This is a genomic window from Enterobacter cloacae complex sp. ECL414 (assembly GCF_021869685.1).
Lineage (GTDB): Bacteria > Pseudomonadota > Gammaproteobacteria > Enterobacterales > Enterobacteriaceae > Enterobacter > Enterobacter kobei.
The window spans coordinates 109,674-129,256 of the sequence record NZ_CP091482.1 but is presented as its reverse complement, the minus strand read 5'-3'; the positions used below and the strand labels follow the sequence as shown (position 1 = coordinate 129,256).

The window sequence follows — 19,583 nt, the reverse complement described above, 5'->3', positions numbered from 1 at the left end:
TTCCCCCTTGATGAATCGCGGGATCTGCCACTTCTTCACGTTGTTGAGGATTTTACCCAGAAACCGGTATGCAGCTTTGCTGTTACGACGGGAGGAGAGATAAAAATCGACAGTGCGGCCCCGGCTGTCGACGGCCCGGTACAGATACGCCCAGCGGCCATTGACCTTCACGTAGGTTTCATCCATGTGCCACGGGCAAAGATCGGAAGGGTTACGCCAGTACCAGCGCAGCCGTTTTTCCATTTCAGGCGCATAACGCTGAACCCAGCGGTAAATCGTGGAGTGATCGACATTCACTCCGCGTTCAGCCAGCATCTCCTGCAGCTCACGGTAACTGATGCCGTATTTGCAGTACCAGCGTACGGCCCACAGAATGATGTCACGCTGAAAATGCCGGCCTTTGAATGGGTTCATGTGCAGCTCCATCAGCAAAAGGGGATGATAAGTTTATCACCACCGACTATTTGCAACAGTGCCAACGCCGGGTTATTCTTATTTGTCGCTTCTTTACTCGCCTTTATCGGCCTTCACTCAAGGATGTATTGTGGTTATGCGTTATATTCGCCTGTGTATTATCTCCCTGTTAGCCACCCTGCCGCTGGCGGTACACGCCAGCCCGCAGCCGCTTGAGCAAATTAAACAAAGCGAAAGCCAGCTGTCGGGCCGCGTAGGCATGATAGAAATGGATCTGGCCAGCGGCCGCACGCTGACCGCCTGGCGCGCCGATGAACGCTTTCCCATGATGAGCACCTTTAAAGTAGTGCTCTGCGGCGCAGTGCTGGCGCGGGTGGATGCCGGTGACGAACAGCTGGAGCGAAAGATCCACTATCGCCAGCAGGATCTGGTGGACTACTCGCCGGTCAGCGAAAAACACCTTGCCGACGGCATGACGGTCGGCGAACTCTGCGCCGCCGCCATTACCATGAGCGATAACAGCGCCGCCAATCTGCTGCTGGCCACCGTCGGCGGCCCCGCAGGATTGACTGCCTTTTTGCGCCAGATCGGCGACAACGTCACCCGCCTTGACCGCTGGGAAACGGAACTGAATGAGGCGCTTCCCGGCGACGCCCGCGACACCACTACCCCGGCCAGCATGGCCGCGACCCTGCGCAAGCTGCTGACCAGCCAGCGTCTGAGCGCCCGTTCGCAACGGCAGCTGCTGCAGTGGATGGTGGACGATCGGGTCGCCGGACCGTTGATCCGCTCCGTGCTGCCGGCGGGCTGGTTTATCGCCGATAAGACCGGAGCTAGCAAGCGGGGTGCGCGCGGGATTGTCGCCCTGCTTGGCCCGAATAACAAAGCAGAGCGCATTGTGGTGATTTATCTGCGGGATACGCCGGCGAGCATGGCCGAGCGAAATCAGCAAATCGCCGGGATCGGCGCGGCGCTGATCGAGCACTGGCAACGCTAAGCCGGCGGTGGCCGCGCGCGTTATCCGGCCCGCAGCACCTCGCAGGCGTGCCGGGCGATATGACTGGCGGCGGCATCGGAAAGATGCCGGTCGGTAATGATGGTGGTGAACCGGGTCAAAGGTAACGCCATAAACGTGGCCACCTGATTGTATTTCGAACTGTCGCACAGCAGGATGCTTCTCGCGCTGACCTGGCTGACGGTCTCCTTGACGGTAACCTTGTTCTCATCAGGGGTGAATATCCCGCGACTGTCCCAGCCGCTGGCGGAGATAAAGGCCGTATCGATAGCCAGGTGGCGTAACGTACGCGCCGCCGATTCGCCCACGCAGGAGCGGTTCTCCCGGCACAGAGTGCCGCCGGTGTGGATCACGCCGCACTGGCTGGCATCGATCAGCAGCTGGGTTATCTCAAAATCATTGGTGACCACCTGGAGATCGTTCCGGTCGAGGATCGCCCGCGCCAGCGCCAGGGTGGTAGTCCCGGCATCCAGATAGATGCAACTGTTTTTAGCGATATGACTCGCCGCCAGCGCGCCGATCGCCTGTTTCTCCTCACTCTGCAGCGTGCTTTTCACCAGATGACTGGGTTCCGCGGCCAGCCGGCTGACGGCGCGTACGCCGCCCGAGACGCTGACCAGCAGCCCCTGCTCCTCCAGTTTACTGACGTCCCGACGGATGGTCATATGGGACACGCCGAGGATCTCCGTCAGCTCGTTAATGCTTACCGCCCCACGCTGCTCCACCAGGGCTAAAATACGCTGATGTCGTTCTATTGGAATCACCGCTCTCCCCTTACCATTTTTTCACACCAGGCGTCACCACCCAGGCTACGGCCCTGGCGACACCCGGTGTTGTTATCGCGCTTTGCCGCTGTTTTTTACGCTATTTTAGGGCAAGAATCGCCGCTGTGCAGCCTCTTTCCGCCTGTGAATTTTTTATATTCATGTGGGTTATTCGTGATAACTCTCACATAAATTCACATGATAACGCTTTATTCTATCATTAAATCACATTAATTAACTAATGTTCACAAGGAGACCAGCATGGCTGCACACACTAACGTCTGCGTGATTGGACTGGGTTCAATGGGCATGGGCGCCGCCCGCGCCTGCCTGCAGGCGGGCCTGAACACCTGGGGCGTTGACATCAATCCCGACAACTGTCGCGCACTGCTGGCGGCGGGCGCCAAAGGCGCGGGCCCCAGCGCGGTGCCGTTCGCCGCGGAACTGGATGCAGTTGTGCTGCTGGTGGTCAATGCCGCCCAGGTGCGGGGGATCCTGTTCGGCGAGAGCGGCCTCGCCGCCCATCTGAAGCCGGGCACCGTCGTGATGGTGTCGTCCACCATCGCCTCCGCCGATGCTCAGGCCATTGCCGAGGCGCTGGCGGAGTACCAGCTATTGATGCTCGACGCGCCGGTATCGGGCGGCGCCGTGAAAGCGGCCGCCGGCGACATGACGGTGATGGCCTCCGGGAGCGATGCCGCCTTTGCCCGACTCGCGCCGGTGCTGGACGCCGTGGCCGGCAAAGTCTACCGCATCGGGAGCGACATTGGTCTTGGCTCGACGGTAAAAATTATCCATCAGCTGCTGGCCGGGGTGCACATCGCCGTTGCCGCCGAAGCGATGGCGCTTGCCGCCCGCGCCGGGATCCCACTGGAGACGATGTATGACGTGGTCACCCACGCGGCGGGTAATTCCTGGATGTTTGAGAATCGCATGCAGCACGTCCTGGATGGCGATTACTCGCCAAAATCCGCTGTCGATATTTTTGTCAAAGATCTCGGGCTGGTGAATGACACTGCCCGGGCGCTGACCTTCCCGCTGCCGCTCGCTACCACCGCGCTGAATATGTTCACCTCCGCCAGTAATGCCGGATTCGGTCGGGAAGATGACAGCGCGGTGATCAAGATTTTCAACGGCATCACCCTGCCGGGCCATAAACAGTGAGGAGAGACAACATGCAGCTTGGTGTCATTGCCGATGACTTCACCGGCGCCACGGATATTGCCAGCTTCCTCGTGCGCAACGGCATGCCGACGGTGCAACTGAATGGCGTGCCGACCCGCGATATTCCGCTGACCAGCGAGGCGGTGGTCATCAGCCTGAAAACCCGCTCCTGCCCGGCGGAAATGGCCGTCAGCCAGTCGCTGGCGGCCCTGCGCTGGCTGCAGGCCCAGGGCTGTCAGCAGTTTTATTTCAAGTACTGTTCCACTTTCGACAGCACCGCGCAGGGCAACATTGGCCCGGTGCTGGATGCCCTGCTGGCCGAGCTGGGTGAGACGCGGACGGTGATTTCCCCGGCGCTGCCGGTTAACGGCCGCACGGTCTATCAGGGATATCTGTTCGTCGGCGAGCAACTGCTGAATGAGTCCGGGATGCGCCACCATCCGGTGACGCCGATGGAGGATGCGCACCTGGGCCGCTTAATTGAGTGCCAAGGGCGCGGAAAAGCCGCGCTGATTGCCTGGCCGATTGTCGCCCGGTCGCCGCCGCGCTGGCGGCAGTCAACGATCCGGCGGTGCGCTATGTGGTGCTCGACGCCCTCAGCGAACAGGATCTGCTCACCCAGGGCGTGGCGCTGCGGGAGATGAAGCTGGTCTCCGGCGGTTCCGGCCTCGCCATCGGCCTCGCCCGCGACTGGGCGCAGCGCCATGGCGCCAGGGGGGAAAGCGCTCAGGCCGGCATGCCGCTGGCCGGTCCGGCGGTGGTGCTCTCGGGCTCCTGCTCGGTGATGACCAACAGCCAGGTGGCGGCCTATCGTCAACAGGCCCCCGCCCGCGCCGTCGACTTAAGCGCCTGCTTTACCGATCTGGAGAGCTACGTCAGGACGCTGACTGACTGGGTGGACGCGCAGCGCGATGCGCCGCTGGCGCCGATGATCTATGCCACCACCGAGCCGCAAACGCTGCAGCGGATCCAGGCGCAGTATGGCGACAAGGCCAGCAGCGAACGGGTGGAACAGCTGTTTGCCGCTCTTGCCGCCGCCCTGAAGGCGAACGGATTTACCCGCTTTATTGTGGCCGGAGGGGAAACGTCGAGCATTGTGGCGCAGACCCTGGGGGTTGAGGCGTTCCATATTGGGCCGACCATCTCCCCTGGCGTGCCCTGGGTGCGTGACACCCGCCAGCCGCTCTCCCTGGCGCTGAAGTCAGGTAACTTCGGCGATATCCAGTTCTTTGCCCGTGCCCAGCAGGAGTTTCGTCATGACTGAGCAACAACTGCGAGAGGAAATGGTGCAGATTGGCGCCTCGTTGTTTAGCCGCGGCTATGCCACCGGCTCCGCTGGCAATCTGTCGCTGCTGCTGCCGGACGGCAACCTGCTGGCGACGCCGACCGGCGCCTGCCTCGGCGAACTGCAGGCTCAGCGGTTGTCGGTGGTGACGCTGCAAGGGGAATGGATCTCCGGCGACAAACCGTCGAAAGAGGTCACTTTTCACCGGGCGGTCTATTTGCACAACCCGGCCTGCAAGGCGATCGTCCACTTGCACAGCCACTATCTGACCGCGCTCTCCTGCCTGCAGGGGCTCGGGCACTGTTGCAAAGTTAGCGATGAGGCAGCCTTTTGTCTTATTCAAAGGCCTTACATTTCAAAAACTCTGCTTACCAGGCGCATTTCGCCCAGGGGATCACCATAATAAAATGCTGAGGCCTGGCCTTTGCGTAGTGCACGCATCACCTCAATACCTTTGATGGTGGCGTAAGCCGTCTTCATGGATTTAAATCCCAGCGTGGCGCCGATTATCCGTTTCAGTTTGCCATGATCGCATTCAATCACGTTGTTCCGGTACTTAATCTGTCGGTGTTCAACGTCAGACGGGCACCGGCCTTCGCGTTTGAGCAGAGCAAGCGCGCGACCATAGGCGGGCGCTTTATCCGTGTTGATGAATCGCGGGATCTGCCACTTCTTCACGTTGTTGAGGATTTTACCCAGAAACCGGTATGCAGCTTTGCTGTTACGACGGGAGGAGAGATAAAAATCGACAGTGCGGCCCCGGCTGTCGACGGCCCGGTACAGATACGCCCAGCGGCCATTGACCTTCACGTAGGTTTCATCCATGTGCCACGGGCAAAGATCGGAAGGGTTACGCCAGTACCAGCGCAGCCGTTTTTCCATTTCAGGCGCATAACGCTGAACCCAGCGGTAAATCGTGGAGTGATCGACATTCACTCCGCGTTCAGCCAGCATCTCCTGCAGCTCACGGTAACTGATGCCGTATTTGCAGTACCAGCGTACGGCCCACAGAATGATGTCACGCTGAAAATGCCGGCCTTTGAATGGGTTCATGTGCAGCTCCATCAGCAAAAGGGGATGATAAGTTTATCACCACCGACTATTTGCAACAGTGCCAAGCTAACTGGTTTAACGATGCTCAGGAACACACTTTCAATCTCGATATTCGTGAAGTCACGCTCAGTGATAAACCTGAAGTACCTGAAAACGATGCCTATGCTTACATTAATGAGCATGTGCCGGATCATGATGTACTTCTAGCAGGTTTCCCCTGTCAACCGTTTAGCCTTGCGGGCGTAAGCAAGAAAAACTCGCTCGGGCGCGCGCATGGTTTCGAATGTGAGGCTCAGGGAACGCTTTTCTTCGATGTGGCGCGTATTATCCGCGCAAAAAAACCTGCCATCTTTGTTCTTGAAAACGTTAAAAACCTGAAGAGCCATGACAAGGGTAAAACCTTTAAAGTCATCATGGATACCCTCGACGAACTGGGCTATGAAGTTGCGGATGCAGCTGAGATGGGCAAAAACGATCCTAAAGTTATCGACGGAAAGCACTTTTTACGGCACTGTTGCAAATAGTCGGTGGTGATAAACTTATCATCCCCTTTTGCTGATGGAGCTGCACATGAACCCATTCAAAGGCCGGCATTTTCAGCGTGACATCATTCTGTGGGCCGTACGCTGGTACTGCAAATACGGCATCAGTTACCGTGAGCTGCAGGAGATGCTGGCTGAACGCGGAGTGAATGTCGATCACTCCACGATTTACCGCTGGGTTCAGCGTTATGCGCCTGAAATGGAAAAACGGCTGCGCTGGTACTGGCGTAACCCTTCCGATCTTTGCCCGTGGCACATGGATGAAACCTACGTGAAGGTCAATGGCCGCTGGGCGTATCTGTACCGGGCCGTCGACAGCCGGGGCCGCACTGTCGATTTTTATCTCTCCTCCCGTCGTAACAGCAAAGCTGCATACCGGTTTCTGGGTAAAATCCTCAACAACGTGAAGAAGTGGCAGATCCCGCGATTCATCAACACGGATAAAGCGCCCGCCTATGGTCGCGCGCTTGCTCTGCTCAAACGCGAAGGCCGGTGCCCGTCTGACGTTGAACACCGACAGATTAAGTACCGGAACAACGTGATTGAATGCGATCATGGCAAACTGAAACGGATAATCGGCGCCACGCTGGGATTTAAATCCATGAAGACGGCTTACGCCACCATCAAAGGTATTGAGGTGATGCGTGCACTACGCAAAGGCCAGGCCTCAGCATTTTATTATGGTGATCCCCTGGGCGAAATGCGCCTGGTAAGCAGAGTTTTTGAAATGTAAGGCCTTTGAATAAGACAAAAGGCTGCCTCATCGCTAACTTTGCAACAGTGCCCCTATATGTGCATTTTATAGTCTCCAACCCTATAACCACACATTCAGTAAGCATACAACATTAGCGTCGTTTTTTGAGAATGGTTACAACTTTAGTGCTTTGTGTACAACTTTATTGTCTTCGGACAGTAGGACCCTCTAAAACCAATAGAATTTACGTAGAAACGCGTTTAGTAAAGGCTTTACTAATTACTAATGACTAACATATTAGCACTTTCAGATCTGTCAGCAATAACCCCGGGCGGCGAAATAATGAGAAGAGTTCTTCCGGAGAGCCTTTTCTTTCTATCTGATTGATTTTTAACACTTTTAAATGTCAGCTTTATGTAAACCTGTGGGATTTACTCCTAATTAAATCCCATAGTATGAAAATTAGGCATTTGCAAACCTTAATGACGTGACGTTGTCACGTAAATCAATGGAATTTAGTCTCTAGTAAAGAGTTAACTAGTGACTAACTGCCTGATCGGTGTGCTTGAACGGTGCACTTCAGGCCGGATATAAAAATTGATGAGAGATATACAGAAAATGATGGACCGGCTTAATAAGCCAGCCTTTCTTGGGATGATTGATGATGTTGAACACGCTATAAAGCGAAAATGCCCCTTTTTAACCTATAGGTTGGGCACTATGAGTAAGATACAATCAAATCGCCAGTCAGATGGCTAATTTCATTTTGACCAAAGCGGGCTATTTCAAGCGTTATCGCTGAGACGAGGCTTCAATGACAAGTACACTTGACCCATCACACAAGCAAATTGAAATGTGGCGCAGAGCTACCGGTTCCGAAGGTGGACTCAACGAATACCGCAACTGGGTTCTGGAAAATAGTATGAGATTTACAGCATACGGTATCCATACCGTTATCGTCGAAGGTGAGGCGAAGCATATAACAGCGCTTGATGATGTTACCCTCTGTAACGAGTGGGCGAAGCTTAAAAGAGAAAACAATAGGCTTTACGCAGCAAATGAAAAAATTTGCTCTGGCTGGCGTGGTTTTGTGTTGCGTTTGTTAGGAATAACACTGTCATGCAGAAAACCGGTCATCTTACTGGGGGCAGACGCGAAGAATCAAAATGATGCCGTGAAAGGGGCTGATTTGTAATTTTCAGGCGAGCCCACCGTTCTTAGAAAGCTGTTCTATGGGTATGTAAGGAAGATAATGTTCTCTGAACGCTCAGTACACTTAATCACTTCCTGTACAAAGGGCAAGAATCATCAGGGCCACGTCTGGCCGACATTGGACATAGATCCAAAACAAACCCCGGACGACGCAGCATATGCCTGGAGTAACATTGTAGACGACGCCAGAAGTAATCAGGCGGTACCGGCATTGTCCTTGTATTCAGGTAATCACTGGTCTACGGCAAAGGAAATTTTAAACTCAACCAGAAATCTGGAGTTGTGGATAATCTCTGCCGGGATGGGGTTTTTAAATAGTCGAGATCGGGTGCCCTCTTACGAGGCGACATTTCATCAAGTACCATTCAGGCATGATCTCTGGTGGAAAGCCATCACAAAATCACTAGGAAAGCATAACCGTTGCGCAACTATAAGCCAGTTAATGCAGTCCAGTCCGAATGATGAATATTTGATTGCGGCTTCGCCTGTTTATATTTCTGCTGTCCAGAATGACATCCTGAAGGGCATTGAGAGTTTGACTCATCCTCTTACGCAACTAACGATCGTGACATCAGGGGCATATGCTGGCCCACTTGAAGAATACTTAATTAAGAGTTCTTCTAGGATGATGAAAGAGCTAGAGTGCAATATGGTGTGCCTGAATATAAAACTGGCTCAATACATACTTAAAAGTGGTAGTCGTTAGAACTAGACTGTTAATGATACAATTCTCCTGTTATTTTATTTTTATAAAAGGTCTCAAATATGCTCAAAAACAGATTTTCTTTATTGTGTCTTGCTGTGGCATCGTCACTTACTCTTACTGCTTGCGATGTAGTTGATGCTGCCTATGACGAGACTTTAAATGATAATGCACCCGAAATTGTAATAGCTGGAGGATTCAAAATTGATATCCAAGGTAATGCAGTTCCGGTTGAGGGATATGATAATTGCTCTTTGAATACTCTTCAGGGAAGCGTTGATACGGATAAATCAAATTGTATTGTTCTGGATAGAACACGTAAAAAAGTACCGGTTCTAGTTCATTTGTCATCCGGTCCCGTCAAAGAAGAATGGAAGATCGAGCACCAGGTTGAAAAAACCAAATCCGGCAAAAATTTCATCCAAACTCGTATGATTAGACCTGACGGTAACTTTGTAGTGCCTGCATCCTCAGAACGAGGGATCTTTAGTGGCAAACATTACAGTCAAGCCAGCTAAGTCAAGTCTATCCGTTCAAACAGAAAAAGGTTTCTTAAAAATGACGTTATCCGCTGCATTGCAAGGCACTTTTAAAGAGATGAGGAAAGACAATACAGTAGGCATCACAGTTCAAACTTGTTCAGATATTTTTGACAGCAATGTTCCTCCGGCTTATGTTTTCTGGCTTTATCGTCTCAAAGCGGGAGAAACTTTGCCGCGCGGAAGGTTCTTCAGAAAAAGAAAGCCAATCATCAATGTTATGGCAGTTGTTCATGATGCTGCATTCGAAAAATAACTGCGCTATCAGGAAAGTTACTTTTATGAACGTAATTGCAGCTGGAATTTTTTGCTTTATTTTTTACCCTACAGCTTTCGCTTATGCTTGTTATAAAAAGAGATGGCTAGAGTGGATTTTTCTTACTTTAATTATAATTTTTGCTTCTGCCATTTCGATTCAACAATACAATGAAGCGAATTTTGTAAGTGAGTTAAATTACCCTATGTTTATCTCCGCCATATATGGCCTGTCACTGGCATGGTTTCCTTTTCCGATTGCTTATGTTGTTCTGCGCTTCCTTCTTGATGATTTACAGCATGAGTACCCTAAACAGTGAGCAGATTTTAAGACTCATGAACAACATCGAAAGCACGAAACAGTCTGCACAAGGAAGATAAGGAGTATTCTTAGCAAGATATCTTTGTACCTGAAGACATAAAGCTGGCATCTTTTTCCTTATAGAGTGTATTATGATTAAGTAAATCCTTATCAAAGAATTAGAAAGTGAGGTCGTATGTCTGAAGCACTCAAATCGTTAAACAATATTCGTACTCTTCGCGCCCAGGGCCGCGAGCTGCCTTTAGAAGTACTTGAGGAAATCCTCGAAAAGCTTAATGTCATTGTTGATGAGCGTCGTCAGGAAGAATCATCCAAAGCTGCCGAACTGCAAGCTCGTCAGGAGAAACTTGACGCCCTGCGTAAGTTAATGGAAGAAGATGGTATCAACCCGGAAGAGCTGCTTGGCTCATTCCAGGCCAAATCTACGGCTACCAAGAAAAGCCGTGAACCACGCCCGGCCAAATACTCATTTACTGATGAAAATGGCGAAACAAAAACGTGGACTGGACAGGGCCGTACCCCCAAAGCTCTGGCAGAACAAATTGCAGCCGGTAAAAGTCTTGATGATTTCCTGATCTAACTTTTGCCACCAGTTTTGATAGAGGCCACTTCGGTGGCCTTTTCTCATACGGAATCAATTTCAGGTACAGAACATATGAAAAATTCAGAACCTAAGAGCTGTGATCCCTATGTGGACAGTTTGATTAGAAATGCAGATGCAAAGTAAGCCAGGTCATTTCTCAAAATATTGAAGCCCTTACCATTCCTTATCGTTATCATCGCTGTATTCTTTTTTTGGGTATCGTTTTCCCGTTTATTATCCCAGGTCGCGTAAAACCTTTTTAAAGACTCTTCTTTACCAGATATGCTCCCTCACCGGGATGGTTTCAACCTCTTCAGTTTCCCATATTGGCAAAACCTTCAGGAAATAAGACGATACCCTCCACGCTTTCCATTAAAGCGGGATGACGACGCCCAGTTCTTACGACCAGACTCCACGTTTTCGATTAGGATGCCTTTGGGCCCTTCTAACGAGGCCACCTCAACAACTCGCACTTTCCGGATCAGTCTTGGATCCACTTCTTCCCAGATCTGGCCAACTGTAATATCTTTTTGGGTTTGCATTTAATCTCTCGCTGTCATTTAGTGAACAAGACTAATCCTCGCCGTGGTTCAGCTTATGGCTTTATTTACGCTGACGATCCTTAGCCTTAAATTTTTGCCATCGTATCCGAAGGTTTTCGATGTTAACCGGAACCTGCATGCGTGTCGTCTCTATCTCATTCCCATGCCATTTCAGGAGATCATCATCCAACTCCCGGGCCTCCCGGCTGAAGTAAATTTTCATAGTGTCAGGGTTTATGGCGCAATGGTCATTGTCGAACAGTGTATGGATATCACGGCGAAGTAAAATTCCGTTCGTTACGTCGGGAATGCCTTCTTCATGACGTGGCGTTAAGTGCGCGGCCTCAGTACGCCAGGGGGACCTTACGCCGGTGACAACACATCGCCCGTAGCAATTCAACCTAACATCCCGGGCGAAAGGACCTTGGTCAGGACTGGTGACAGAAGTACATTCCTGGCCCTCTTTGTAGATACGCTTCGGGAAGTCGATAGTGGTTTGAGCTGTTTGGGAAAGTGACACATACGTAACCCCTTTGTATCTCTTTATCCCACCATTAAAAGTGGTAGGAATCGAGCTGGTTATGGCCACCAGTTTCACATCGCCCATTTCGACGATCTTAAGGCTCTTATTAGCGGCTACATGTAACTGGATGAATTTACCTACGTACACATCATGGTTCTCATCTTGTCTTTCAACACACAGGGGTCGTCTCAGAATTCGGAAAATAAAGCACGCTAAGGCGTAGTCACCCCGTGACTCCCCCGCGCCGATGCAGCGAGCTTCGTTCCGTCTTGCAGTGACGCAATCAGCGGGCAGGAAACGTTCCCTTTCCGCGCATGGCAGGCGCACACCAGTTCAGACAGCACGGCCTCCATGCGTGCCAAGTCGGCCATCTTCTCGCGCACATCCTTGAGCTTGTGCTCGGCCAGGCCGCTGGCTTCCTCGCAATGGGTGCCATCCTCCAGCCGCAGTAGCTCGGCGATTTCGTCCAGGCTAAAGCCCAGCCGCTGGGCCGATTTCACGAACCGCACTCGTGTTACATCCGCCTCGCCATAGCGGCGAATGCTGCCATAGGGCTTGTCTGGCTCCGGCAGCAGGCCCTTGCGCTGGTAGAACCGGATGGTCTCCACATTGACCCCGGCCGCCTTGGCAAAAACGCCAATGGTCAGATTCTCAAAATTAATTTGCATATCGCTTGACTCCGTACATAACTACGGAAGTAAGTTTAAGCTATCCAAACCAAATTTGAAAGGACAAGCGTATGTCTGAACCACAAAAGTCTGAACCACAAAACGGGCGCGGCGCGCTCTTCGCCGGTGGGCTGGCCGCCATTCTTGCGTCGGCCTGCTGCCTGGGGCCGCTGGTTTTGATCGCCTTGGGGTTCAGCGGGGCATGGATCGGCAACCTGACGGTGCTGGAACCCTATCGCCCGATCTTCATCGGCGCAGCGCTGGTCGCGCTGTTTTTCGCCTGGCGGCGCATCTACCGCCCGGCGCAAGCCTGCAAACCGGGTGAGGTCTGCGCGATTCCCCAAGTGCGAGCTACTTACAAGCTCATTTTCTGGATCGTGGCCGCGCTGGTCCTGGTCTCGCTCGGATTTCCCTACGTCATGCCATTTTTCTATTAATCACAGGAGTTCATCATGAAAAAACTGTTTGCCGCCCTCGCCCTCGCTGCCGTTGTTGCCCCCGTGTGGGCCGCCACCCAGACCGTCACGCTGTCCGTGCCTGGCATGACCTGCGCCTCTTGCCCGATCACTGTCAAGCACGCGCTTTCCAAGGTTGAGGGCGTGAGCAAGACCGACGTAAGTTTCGACAAGCGCCAGGCCGTCGTCACCTTCGACGATGCCAAGACCAACGTCCAGAAGTTGACCAAGGCGACCGAGGACGCGGGCTATCCGTCCAGCCTCAAACGCTGATCCGTTAACCGAACTCGGGAGCGACACATGGGACTCATCACGCGCATCGCTGGCAAAACCGGCGCGCTCGGCAGCGTCGTTTCCGCGATGGGCTGCGCCGCCTGTTTTCCTGCCATCGCCAGCTTTGGCGCGGCCATCGGACTGGGCTTCTTGAGCCAGTACGAGGGGCTATTCATTGGCATCCTGCTGCCGATGTTCGCCGGCATCGCGTTACTCGCCAATGCTATCGCTTGGCTCAATCATCGACAGTGGCGACGCACGGCGCTCGGCACGATAGGCCCGATCTTGGTGCTGGCAGCGGTGTTTTTAATGCGGGCTTACGGCTGGCAGAGCGGTGGACTGCTCTATGTCGGCCTGGCCTTGATGGTTGGGGTGTCGGTCTGGGATTTCATCTCGCCAGCACATCGCCGCTGCGGGCCGGACAGCTGTGAATTGCCAGAACAACGTGGCTGACGGCAACAGCCGTAGCCACCACAGAAAAGGAAAAATACATGACCACCCTGAAAATCACCGGGATGACCTGCGACTCGTGCGCGGCTCACGTCAAGGAAGCCTTGGAGAAAGTGCCCGGCGTGCAATCGGCGCTGGTGTCCTATCCGAAGGGCACAGCGCAACTCGCCATTGAGGCGGGCACGTCATCGGATGCGCTGACTACCGCCGTGGCCGGACTGGGCTACGAGGCAACGCTTGCCGATGCGCCACCGACGGACAACCGCGCCGGCCTGCTCGACAAGATGCGCGGCTGGATAGGGGCCGCTGATAAGCCCAGTGGCAACGAACGCCCGTTGCAGGTCGTCGTCATTGGTAGCGGTGGAGCCGCGATGGCGGCAGCACTGAAGGCCGTCGAGCAAGGCGCGCAGGTCACGCTGATTGAGCGCGGCACCATCGGCGGCACCTGCGTCAACGTCGGTTGTGTGCCGTCCAAGATCATGATCCGCGCCGCCCACATCGCCCATCTGCGCCGGGAAAGCCCATTCGACGGCGGCATGCCACCCACACCGCCGACGATCTTGCGCGAGCGGCTGCTGGCCCAGCAGCAGGCCCGTGTCGAAGAACTCCGTCATGCCAAGTACGAAGGCATCCTGGACGGCAATTCAGCCATCACCGTTCTGCACGGTGAAGCGCGTTTCAAGGACGACCAGAGCCTTATCGTTAGTTTGAACGAGGGTGGCGAGCGCGTCGTGATGTTCGACCGCTGCCTGGTCGCCACGGGTGCCAGCCCGGCGGTCCCGCCGATTCCGGGCTTGAAAGAGTCACCCTACTGGACTTCCACCGAGGCCCTGGCGAGCGACACCATTCCCGAACGCCTTGCCGTAATCGGCTCGTCGGTGGTGGCGCTGGAGCTGGCGCAAGCCTTTGCCCGGCTGGGCAGCAAGGTCACGGCCCTGGCGCGCAATACCTTGTTCTTCCGTGAAGACCCGGCCATCGGCGAGGCGGTGACAGCCGCTTTCCGTGCCGAGGGCATCGAGGTGCTGGAGCACACGCAAGCCAGCCAGGTCGCCCATATGGACGGTGAATTCGTGCTGACCACCACGCACGGTGAATTGCGCGCCGACAAGCTGCTGGTCGCCACCGGCCGGACACCGAACACGCGCAGCCTGGCATTGGAAGCGGCGGGGGTAGCCGTCAATGCGCAGGGGGCCATCGTCATCGACAAGGGCATGCGCACCAGTAGCCCGAACATCTACGCGGCCGGCGACTGCACCGACCAGCCGCAGTTCGTCTATGTGGCGGCAGCGGCCGGCACTCGTGCGGCGATCAACATGACTGGCGGCGATGCGGCCCTGGACCTGACCGCAATGCCGGCCGTGGTGTTCACCGACCCGCAGGTCGCCACCGTGGGCTACAGCGAGGCGGAAGCACATCACGACGGGATCGAGACCGACAGTCGCCTGCTAACACTGGATAACGTGCCGCGTGCGCTTGCCAACTTCGACACACGCGGCTTCATCAAGCTGGTCATCGAGGAAGGTAGCGGACGGCTCATCGGCGTGCAAGCGGTGGCCCCGGAAGCGGGTGAACTGATCCAGACGGCGGTGCTCGCCATTCGCAACCGTATGACCGTGCAGGAACTGGCCGACCAATTGTTCCCCTACCTGACCATGGTCGAAGGGCTGAAGCTCGCGGCGCAGACCTTCAGCAAGGACGTGAAGCAGCTTTCGTGCTGCGCCGGATGAGGAAAAGGAGGTGTTCAATGAGCGCCTACACAGTGTCCCGGCTGGCCCTTGATGCCGGGGTGAGCGTGCATATCGTGCGCGACTACCTGCTGCGCGGATTGCTACGGCCGGTCGCGTACACCACGGGCGGCTACGGCTTGTTCGATGACACCGCGTTGCAACGGCTGCGCTTTGTACGGGCTGCCTTCGAAGCGGGTATCGGCCTGGACGCACTGGCGCGGCTGTGCCGGGCGCTGGATGCTGCGGACGGTGACGGTGCGTCTGCGCAGCTTGCCGTGTTGCGGCAACTCGTCGAGCGTCGGCGCGAGGCCCTGGCCAGCCTCGAAATGCAACTGGCCGCCATGCCAACCGAACCGGCACAGCACGCGGAGAGTCTGCCATGAACAGCCCAGAGCACTTGCCGTCTGAGACGCACAAACCGATCACCGGCTACTTGTGGGGCGCGCTGGCCGTGCTCACCTGTCCCTGCCATTTGCCGATTCTCGCCATTGTGCTAGCCGGCACGACGGCCGGCGCGTTCATCGGGGAGCACTGGGGTATTGCAGCCCTCACGCTGACCGGCTTGTTTGTCCTGTCTGTGACGCGGCTGCTGCGGGCCTTCAAGGGAAGATCATGACCGCTTCCCAGCCAGCCGAGAGTGGGCAGCTTTGAGCTTCGCTACCAATCTGGAGGAGTACCACCATGAACGCAAACGCCCCGAACACTGCCAGTTGCACCACCTGCTGCGTATGCTGCAAAGAAATTCCGCTCGATGCCGCCTTCACCCCGGAAGGCGCGGAATACGTCGAACATTTCTGCGGGCTGGATTGCTATGAACGCTTCCAGGCACGCGCCAAGGCCGCGACAGAATCTGACATTGCGCCTGTCCTGTCATTTTCAGAAGACGACTGCACCAGTTGATTGGGCGTAATGGCTGTTGTGCAGCCAGCTCCTGACAGTTCAATATCAGAAGTGATCTGCACCAATCTCGACTATGCTCAATACTCGTGTGCACCAAAGCGAGGTGAGCATGGCGACGGAGGCTCTGTTGCAAAGATTGGCGGCAGTCAGAGGTAGGCTGTCGCTCTGCGCCGATCAGGCGGCTGCTGCGAAATGGTGGTTGAGCATGCCCATGGCCTCCGTCAGCGCCGAGGGCCCAATGCCAAAAGCTCTCTCCACAAGGCGCACCTCGCCCCTGATGCCGGGCTGCAGGCACCAGGGGCGAGCCTGTCCTTTGCGCAGGGCTCGCATGACTTCGAATCCCTTGATCGTGGCATAGGCCGTGGGGATCGATTTGAAACCGCGCACCGGCTTGATCAGTATCTTGAGCTTTCCGTGATCGGCCTCGATCACGTTATTGAGATACTTCACCTGCCGGTGGGCCGTCTCCCGGTCCAGCTTTCCTTCGCGCTTCAATTCGGTGATCGCTGCACCATAGCTCGGCGCTTTGTCGGTATTGAGCGTGGCAGGCTTTTCCCAGTGCTTCAGGCCTCGCAGGGCCTTGCCCAGGAACCGCTTCGCTGCCTTGGCGCTGCGGGTCGGCGACAGGTAGAAATCGATCGTGTCGCCCCGCTTGTCGACTGCCCGGTACAGGTAGGTCCACTTGCCCCGCACCTTGACGTAGGTTTCATCCAGGCGCCAGCTCGGATCAAAGCCACGCCGCCAGAACCAGCGCAGCCGCTTCTCCATCTCCGGGGCGTAGCACTGGACCCAGCGATAGATCGTCGTATGGTCGACCGAAATGCCGCGTTCCGCCAGCATTTCCTCAAGGTCGCGATAGCTGATCGGATAGCGACAATACCAGCGCACCGCCCACAGGATCACATCACCCTGGAAATGGCGCCACTTGAAATCCGTCATCGTTCCGTCCGTCCAATCTCCGCCAAGCATGCTCAAGCTTCACGATTTTTGCAACAGAGCCCACACGAGTATTGAGCATAGTCGAGATTGGTGCAGATCACTTCTGATATTGAACTGTCAGGAGCTGGCTGCACAACAGCCATTACGCCCAATCAACTGGTGCAGTCGTCTTCTGAAAATGACATTTGGTATCTCTCATAAACGGATGTTTTTGAGAGAACTATCTTCGGCCTTCACACGCACGAAAGGCGGCGAAGCTCCGCCGTTAATCCGTCCGCCGGAGATCTCGCCCAGGCAGGCTGAAGGCCGAGCAAGCCTGACAGGCCCGAAAAGCCCGGCACGGGCGTCGGCGGCGATGACGGCGGCGGCATTATCCAGGGTTGATGATGGAAGTGGAGGATATCGACAACCTCTCGCGCAACCAAGACATCGCGGTCGGACTGCAAGTGATCTTGAAGCCACGGGCCCGTCCCACCCCGACATGGACCTCGATGCCCGAACGGACGTTAGATTTCGAGTTCTAGGCGTTCTGCGATGAAGGTTGGATCCCAGCCGGGATTGAAAGTGTCGACGTGGGTGAATCCGAGCCGCTCGTATAGGCCACGCAGGTTCGGGTGGCAGTCGAGCCGCAGCTTGGCGCACCCCTGCGTTCGCGCGGCATGGCGGCAAGCCTCGATCAGCGCGGAGCTGACACCCCGGCCCGCATGTGTCCGTCGCACCGCGAGCTTGTGCAGATATGCGGCCTCCCCCTTGAGGGCGTCGGGCCAGAACTCGGGATCCTCGGCCGACAAGGTGCAACAGCCGACGATGCCGTCGCTGCAACTCGCGACTAGGAGCTCGGATCTCAGGACGAAGGTCTCCGCGAATGTCCGGTCGATCCGCGCGACGTCCCAGGCGGGCGTTCCCTTGGCGGACATCCACGCCGCAGCGTCGTGCATCAGCCGCACAACCTCGTCGATATCACCCGAGCAGGCGACCCGAACGTTCGGAGGCTCCTCGCTGTCCATTCGCTCCCCTGGCGCGGTATGAACCGCCGCCTCATAGTGCAGTTTGATCCTGACGAGCCCAGCATGTCTGCGCCCACCTTCGCGGAACCTGACCAGGGTCCGCTAGCGGGCGGCCGGAAGGTGAATGCTAGGCATGATCTAACCCTCGGTCTCTGGCGTCGCGACTGCGAAATTTCGCGAGGGTTTCCGAGAAGGTGATTGCGCTTCGCAGATCTCCAGGCGCGTGGGTGCGGACGTAGTCAGCGCCATTGCCGATCGCGTGAAGTTCCGCCGCAAGGCTCGCTGGACCCAGATCCTTTACAGGAAGGCCAACGGTGGCGCCCAAGAAGGATTTCCGCGACACCGAGACCAATAGCGGAAGCCCCAACGCCGACTTCAGCTTTTGAAGGTTCGACAGCACGTGCAGCGATGTTTCCGGTGCGGGGCTCAAGAAAAATCCCATCCCCGGATCGAGGATGAGCCGGTCGGCAGCGACCCCGCTCCGTCGCAAGGCGGAAACCCGCGCCTCGAAGAACCGCACAATCTCGTCGAGCGCGTCTTCGGGTCGAAGGTGACCGGTGCGGGTGGCGATGCCATCCCGCTGCGCTGAGTGCATAACCACCAGCCTGCAGTCCGCCTCAGCAATATCGGGATAGAGCGCAGGGTCAGGAAATCCTTGGATATCGTTCAGGTAGCCCACGCCGCGCTTGAGCGCATAGCGCTGGGTTTCCGGTTGGAAGCTGTCGATTGAAACACGGTGCATCTGATCGGACAGGGCGTCTAAGAGCGGCGCAATACGTCTGATCTCATCGGCCGGCGATACAGGCCTCGCGTCCGGATGGCTGGCGGCCGGTCCGACATCCACGACGTCTGATCCGACTCGCAGCATTTCGATCGCCGCGGTGACAGCGCCGGCGGGGTCTAGCCGCCGGCTCTCATCGAAGAAGGAGTCCTCGGTGAGATTCAGAATGCCGAACACCGTCACCATGGCGTCGGCCTCCGCAGCGACTTCCACGATGGGGATCGGGCGAGCAAAAAGGCAGCAATTATGAGCCCCATACCTACAAAGCCCCACGCATCAAGCTTTTGCCCATGAAGCAACCAGGCAATGGCTGTAATTATGACGACGCCGAGTCCCGACCAGACTGCATAAGCAACACCGACAGGGATGGATTTCAGAACCAGAGAAAGAAAATAAAATGCGATGCCATAACCGATTATGACAACGGCGGAAGGGGCAAGCTTAGTAAAGCCCTCGGTGCGGCGGACATTATCCGCGAACAGGCTGAACAGCACGGCATTGCGCGGGTAACGGATGTCTGGCTGGAAGTCGGCGCACTGGCGGATGTTGAGGAGAGTGCACTGCATTTCTGTTTTGATATCGCCTGCCGTGATACCGTGGCGCAGGGCTGCACACTGCATATTGATGTTATCCCGGCACAGGCATGGTGCTGGGATTGCAGCCGTGAGGCCGAAATCATGCAGCACGCCGGATGCTGTCCGCACTGCGGCAGTGAACGGCTGCGCATCAGTGAAGGTGATGATTTGCGGGTAAAAAGCCTGGAAGGTGAGTGA

At 55.7% G+C, this 19,583-nt stretch carries 26 protein-coding genes and 5 pseudogenes; 21 read left to right on the top strand and 10 right to left on the bottom strand.

The genetic code is table 11. From position 1 onward, the window contains the following. Positions 1 to 9: 9 nt before the first annotated feature. Positions 10 to 414 (bottom strand): annotated as a pseudogene (locus L3068_RS23975) (IS6-like element IS26 family transposase); the annotation flags it as partial. 136 nt (positions 415 to 550) lie between these two features. Between L3068_RS23975 and L3068_RS23970 the strand changes: the two are divergent. Further along, positions 551 to 1,411 (top strand): extended-spectrum class A beta-lactamase SHV-12, encoded by an 861-nt coding sequence (locus L3068_RS23970; RefSeq protein WP_002904004.1) that lies wholly within the window; start codon positions 551 to 553, stop codon positions 1,409 to 1,411. Between the two features lie 20 nt (positions 1,412 to 1,431). Here L3068_RS23970 and L3068_RS23965 read toward each other — a convergent pair whose 3' ends face one another. Continuing rightward, a complete protein-coding gene (locus L3068_RS23965) occupies positions 1,432 to 2,193 on the bottom strand; it encodes a DeoR/GlpR family DNA-binding transcription regulator (RefSeq protein ID WP_002210513.1) in 762 nt (253 codons plus the stop codon). Positions 2,194 to 2,454: 261 nt separating this feature from the next. Here L3068_RS23965 and ltnD point away from each other — a divergent pair, with 261 nt between their 5' ends. The 3 genes and pseudogenes from ltnD (at position 2,455) to L3068_RS23950 (ending at position 5,045) form a co-directional block, all read left to right on the top strand. Continuing rightward, entirely contained in the window at positions 2,455 to 3,357 is a 903-nt protein-coding gene (ltnD, locus tag L3068_RS23960) for an L-threonate dehydrogenase (RefSeq protein WP_002903955.1), read from the top strand. Positions 3,358 to 3,368: 11 nt separating this feature from the next. After that, a pseudogene (gene otnK / locus L3068_RS23955) lies at positions 3,369 to 4,621 on the top strand (3-oxo-tetronate kinase). Continuing rightward, the gene (locus tag L3068_RS23950) at positions 4,614 to 5,045 is read left to right on the top strand and encodes a class II aldolase/adducin family protein (protein ID WP_011977770.1); all 432 of its coding nucleotides are present in this window, start codon (positions 4,614 to 4,616) and stop codon (positions 5,043 to 5,045) included. The pseudogene otnK and the gene L3068_RS23950 overlap by 8 nt, the downstream one beginning before the upstream one ends. Here L3068_RS23950 and L3068_RS23945 read toward each other — a convergent pair. Further along, positions 4,991 to 5,695, bottom strand: coding sequence for an IS6-like element IS26 family transposase (locus L3068_RS23945; RefSeq protein WP_001067855.1), 705 nt, complete (start codon positions 5,693 to 5,695; stop codon positions 4,991 to 4,993). The two genes, L3068_RS23950 and L3068_RS23945, sit on opposite strands and share 55 nt — an antisense overlap. A 62-nt stretch (positions 5,696 to 5,757) precedes the next feature. Here L3068_RS23945 and dcm point away from each other — a divergent pair. The 8 genes and pseudogenes from dcm to L3068_RS23905 all read left to right on the top strand — a co-directional run. Continuing rightward, positions 5,758 to 6,201: pseudogene (gene dcm / locus L3068_RS23940) on the top strand (DNA (cytosine-5-)-methyltransferase); the annotation flags it as partial. A gap of 64 nt (positions 6,202 to 6,265) precedes the next feature. Next, entirely contained in the window at positions 6,266 to 6,970 is a 705-nt protein-coding gene (locus tag L3068_RS23935; RefSeq protein ID WP_001067855.1) for an IS6-like element IS26 family transposase, read from the top strand. A gap of 775 nt (positions 6,971 to 7,745) precedes the next feature. Then, the gene (locus L3068_RS23930) at positions 7,746 to 8,126 is read left to right on the top strand and encodes a hypothetical protein (RefSeq protein ID WP_001371925.1); all 381 of its coding nucleotides are present in this window, start codon (positions 7,746 to 7,748) and stop codon (positions 8,124 to 8,126) included. A gap of 57 nt (positions 8,127 to 8,183) precedes the next feature. Then, positions 8,184 to 8,849: a hypothetical protein gene (locus L3068_RS23925; RefSeq protein ID WP_001447900.1), complete on the top strand. Its 666-nt coding sequence runs from the start codon at positions 8,184 to 8,186 to the stop codon at positions 8,847 to 8,849. 59 nt (positions 8,850 to 8,908) lie between these two features. After that, positions 8,909 to 9,364, top strand: coding sequence for a hypothetical protein (locus L3068_RS23920; protein WP_000916941.1), 456 nt, complete (start codon positions 8,909 to 8,911; stop codon positions 9,362 to 9,364). After that, positions 9,336 to 9,641 carry a hypothetical protein gene (locus L3068_RS23915; RefSeq protein WP_223152485.1) on the top strand — a complete coding sequence of 102 codons (306 nt, stop codon included), beginning with the start codon at positions 9,336 to 9,338 and terminating at the stop codon, positions 9,639 to 9,641. The genes L3068_RS23920 and L3068_RS23915 overlap by 29 nt, the downstream gene beginning before the upstream one ends. Before the next feature lie 25 nt (positions 9,642 to 9,666). After that, a complete protein-coding gene (locus L3068_RS23910) occupies positions 9,667 to 9,960 on the top strand; it encodes a hypothetical protein (RefSeq protein ID WP_001100635.1) in 294 nt (97 codons plus the stop codon). 177 nt (positions 9,961 to 10,137) lie between these two features. Continuing rightward, a complete protein-coding gene (locus tag L3068_RS23905) occupies positions 10,138 to 10,542 on the top strand; it encodes an H-NS family histone-like protein (RefSeq protein WP_001287391.1) in 405 nt (134 codons plus the stop codon). A 606-nt stretch (positions 10,543 to 11,148) separates the two neighbouring features. Here L3068_RS23905 and L3068_RS23900 read toward each other — a convergent pair. Continuing rightward, entirely contained in the window at positions 11,149 to 11,757 is a 609-nt protein-coding gene (locus tag L3068_RS23900) for an HNH endonuclease signature motif containing protein (RefSeq protein WP_000289256.1), read from the bottom strand. Between the two features lie 65 nt (positions 11,758 to 11,822). Further along, positions 11,823 to 12,278 carry a mercury resistance transcriptional regulator MerR gene (gene merR / locus L3068_RS23895; RefSeq protein WP_001166628.1) on the bottom strand — a complete coding sequence of 152 codons (456 nt, stop codon included), beginning with the start codon at positions 12,276 to 12,278 and terminating at the stop codon, positions 11,823 to 11,825. A 71-nt stretch (positions 12,279 to 12,349) separates the two neighbouring features. Between merR and merT the strand changes: the two genes are divergently transcribed. From merT to L3068_RS23860, 7 genes and pseudogenes are all read left to right on the top strand, one after another. Beyond that, positions 12,350 to 12,715 (top strand): mercuric ion transporter MerT, encoded by a 366-nt coding sequence (gene merT / locus L3068_RS23890; protein ID WP_001294656.1) that lies wholly within the window; start codon positions 12,350 to 12,352, stop codon positions 12,713 to 12,715. Positions 12,716 to 12,730: 15 nt separating this feature from the next. Beyond that, complete coding sequence (gene merP / locus L3068_RS23885) at positions 12,731 to 13,006, top strand: mercury resistance system periplasmic binding protein MerP (protein ID WP_000732275.1); 276 nt, start codon at positions 12,731 to 12,733, stop codon at positions 13,004 to 13,006. Between the two features lie 27 nt (positions 13,007 to 13,033). Beyond that, the gene (merC, locus tag L3068_RS23880) at positions 13,034 to 13,459 is read left to right on the top strand and encodes an organomercurial transporter MerC (RefSeq protein ID WP_000522996.1); all 426 of its coding nucleotides are present in this window, start codon (positions 13,034 to 13,036) and stop codon (positions 13,457 to 13,459) included. 38 nt (positions 13,460 to 13,497) lie between these two features. After that, positions 13,498 to 15,183, top strand: coding sequence for a mercury(II) reductase (merA, locus tag L3068_RS23875; RefSeq protein ID WP_000209296.1), 1,686 nt, complete (start codon positions 13,498 to 13,500; stop codon positions 15,181 to 15,183). Positions 15,184 to 15,200: 17 nt separating this feature from the next. Continuing rightward, positions 15,201 to 15,566 (top strand): mercury resistance co-regulator MerD, encoded by a 366-nt coding sequence (gene merD, locus L3068_RS23870; RefSeq protein WP_001277466.1) that lies wholly within the window; start codon positions 15,201 to 15,203, stop codon positions 15,564 to 15,566. Next, positions 15,563 to 15,799, top strand: coding sequence for a broad-spectrum mercury transporter MerE (gene merE, locus L3068_RS23865; RefSeq protein WP_001087807.1), 237 nt, complete (start codon positions 15,563 to 15,565; stop codon positions 15,797 to 15,799). The genes merD and merE overlap by 4 nt, the downstream gene beginning before the upstream one ends. A 50-nt stretch (positions 15,800 to 15,849) precedes the next feature. Further along, positions 15,850 to 16,083: pseudogene (locus L3068_RS23860) on the top strand (DUF3330 domain-containing protein); the annotation flags it as partial. Here the strand turns inward: L3068_RS23860 and L3068_RS25495 are convergent. Together L3068_RS25495 and L3068_RS23850 are read right to left on the bottom strand one after the other, a co-directional pair. After that, positions 16,053 to 16,148, bottom strand: a pseudogene (locus tag L3068_RS25495) (NTP-binding protein); the annotation flags it as partial. The pseudogenes L3068_RS23860 and L3068_RS25495 sit on opposite strands and share 31 nt — an antisense overlap. Before the next feature lie 109 nt (positions 16,149 to 16,257). Then, entirely contained in the window at positions 16,258 to 17,022 is a 765-nt protein-coding gene (locus L3068_RS23850) for an IS6-like element IS6100 family transposase (RefSeq protein ID WP_001389365.1), read from the bottom strand. 87 nt (positions 17,023 to 17,109) lie between these two features. Between L3068_RS23850 and L3068_RS25490 the strand changes: the two genes are divergently transcribed. Next, complete coding sequence (locus tag L3068_RS25490) at positions 17,110 to 17,223, top strand: hypothetical protein (protein WP_001297012.1); 114 nt, start codon at positions 17,110 to 17,112, stop codon at positions 17,221 to 17,223. A 305-nt stretch (positions 17,224 to 17,528) separates the two neighbouring features. Here the strand turns inward: L3068_RS25490 and L3068_RS23840 are convergent, their stop codons facing one another. The 3 genes from L3068_RS23840 to L3068_RS23830 form a co-directional block, all read right to left on the bottom strand. After that, on the bottom strand, positions 17,529 to 18,029 hold the full coding sequence (locus L3068_RS23840; RefSeq protein WP_000376623.1) for a GNAT family N-acetyltransferase: 501 nt from the start codon (positions 18,027 to 18,029) through the stop codon (positions 17,529 to 17,531). Positions 18,030 to 18,156: 127 nt separating this feature from the next. After that, positions 18,157 to 18,996 (bottom strand): sulfonamide-resistant dihydropteroate synthase Sul1, encoded by an 840-nt coding sequence (gene sul1, locus L3068_RS23835; RefSeq protein ID WP_000259031.1) that lies wholly within the window; start codon positions 18,994 to 18,996, stop codon positions 18,157 to 18,159. Beyond that, entirely contained in the window at positions 18,990 to 19,325 is a 336-nt protein-coding gene (locus L3068_RS23830; RefSeq protein WP_052238321.1) for a DMT family transporter, read from the bottom strand. The genes sul1 and L3068_RS23830 overlap by 7 nt, the downstream gene beginning before the upstream one ends. On the opposite strand from L3068_RS23830, the gene hypA reads away from it, so the two are divergent. Continuing rightward, the gene (gene hypA / locus L3068_RS23825) at positions 19,218 to 19,583 is read left to right on the top strand and encodes a hydrogenase maturation nickel metallochaperone HypA (RefSeq protein ID WP_025999322.1); all 366 of its coding nucleotides are present in this window, start codon (positions 19,218 to 19,220) and stop codon (positions 19,581 to 19,583) included. The genes L3068_RS23830 and hypA overlap by 108 nt on opposite strands.

Excerpts from the sequence above, each read along its gene's own strand:
- L3068_RS23905 (WP_001287391.1), top strand. The coding sequence starts at position 10,138 with ATGTCTGAAGCACTCAAATCGTTAAACAATATTCGTACTCTTCGCGCC.
- L3068_RS23945 (WP_001067855.1), bottom strand. The coding sequence starts at position 5,695 with ATGAACCCATTCAAAGGCCGGCATTTTCAGCGTGACATCATTCTGTGG.
- L3068_RS23950 (WP_011977770.1), top strand. The coding sequence starts at position 4,614 with ATGACTGAGCAACAACTGCGAGAGGAAATGGTGCAGATTGGCGCCTCG.
- merE (WP_001087807.1), top strand. The coding sequence starts at position 15,563 with ATGAACAGCCCAGAGCACTTGCCGTCTGAGACGCACAAACCGATCACC.
- L3068_RS23925 (WP_001447900.1), top strand. The coding sequence starts at position 8,184 with ATGTTCTCTGAACGCTCAGTACACTTAATCACTTCCTGTACAAAGGGC.
- merP (WP_000732275.1), top strand. The coding sequence starts at position 12,731 with ATGAAAAAACTGTTTGCCGCCCTCGCCCTCGCTGCCGTTGTTGCCCCC.
- sul1 (WP_000259031.1), bottom strand. The coding sequence starts at position 18,996 with ATGGTGACGGTGTTCGGCATTCTGAATCTCACCGAGGACTCCTTCTTC.
- L3068_RS23840 (WP_000376623.1), bottom strand. The coding sequence starts at position 18,029 with ATGGACAGCGAGGAGCCTCCGAACGTTCGGGTCGCCTGCTCGGGTGAT.
- L3068_RS23920 (WP_000916941.1), top strand. The coding sequence starts at position 8,909 with ATGCTCAAAAACAGATTTTCTTTATTGTGTCTTGCTGTGGCATCGTCA.
- merR (WP_001166628.1), bottom strand. The coding sequence starts at position 12,278 with ATGCAAATTAATTTTGAGAATCTGACCATTGGCGTTTTTGCCAAGGCG.
- L3068_RS23850 (WP_001389365.1), bottom strand. The coding sequence starts at position 17,022 with ATGACGGATTTCAAGTGGCGCCATTTCCAGGGTGATGTGATCCTGTGG.
- ltnD (WP_002903955.1), top strand. The coding sequence starts at position 2,455 with ATGGCTGCACACACTAACGTCTGCGTGATTGGACTGGGTTCAATGGGC.
- merA (WP_000209296.1), top strand. The coding sequence starts at position 13,498 with ATGACCACCCTGAAAATCACCGGGATGACCTGCGACTCGTGCGCGGCT.
- L3068_RS23970 (WP_002904004.1), top strand. The coding sequence starts at position 551 with ATGCGTTATATTCGCCTGTGTATTATCTCCCTGTTAGCCACCCTGCCG.
- merC (WP_000522996.1), top strand. The coding sequence starts at position 13,034 with ATGGGACTCATCACGCGCATCGCTGGCAAAACCGGCGCGCTCGGCAGC.
- L3068_RS23930 (WP_001371925.1), top strand. The coding sequence starts at position 7,746 with ATGACAAGTACACTTGACCCATCACACAAGCAAATTGAAATGTGGCGC.
- merD (WP_001277466.1), top strand. The coding sequence starts at position 15,201 with ATGAGCGCCTACACAGTGTCCCGGCTGGCCCTTGATGCCGGGGTGAGC.
- L3068_RS23935 (WP_001067855.1), top strand. The coding sequence starts at position 6,266 with ATGAACCCATTCAAAGGCCGGCATTTTCAGCGTGACATCATTCTGTGG.
- L3068_RS23910 (WP_001100635.1), top strand. The coding sequence starts at position 9,667 with ATGAACGTAATTGCAGCTGGAATTTTTTGCTTTATTTTTTACCCTACA.
- merT (WP_001294656.1), top strand. The coding sequence starts at position 12,350 with ATGTCTGAACCACAAAAGTCTGAACCACAAAACGGGCGCGGCGCGCTC.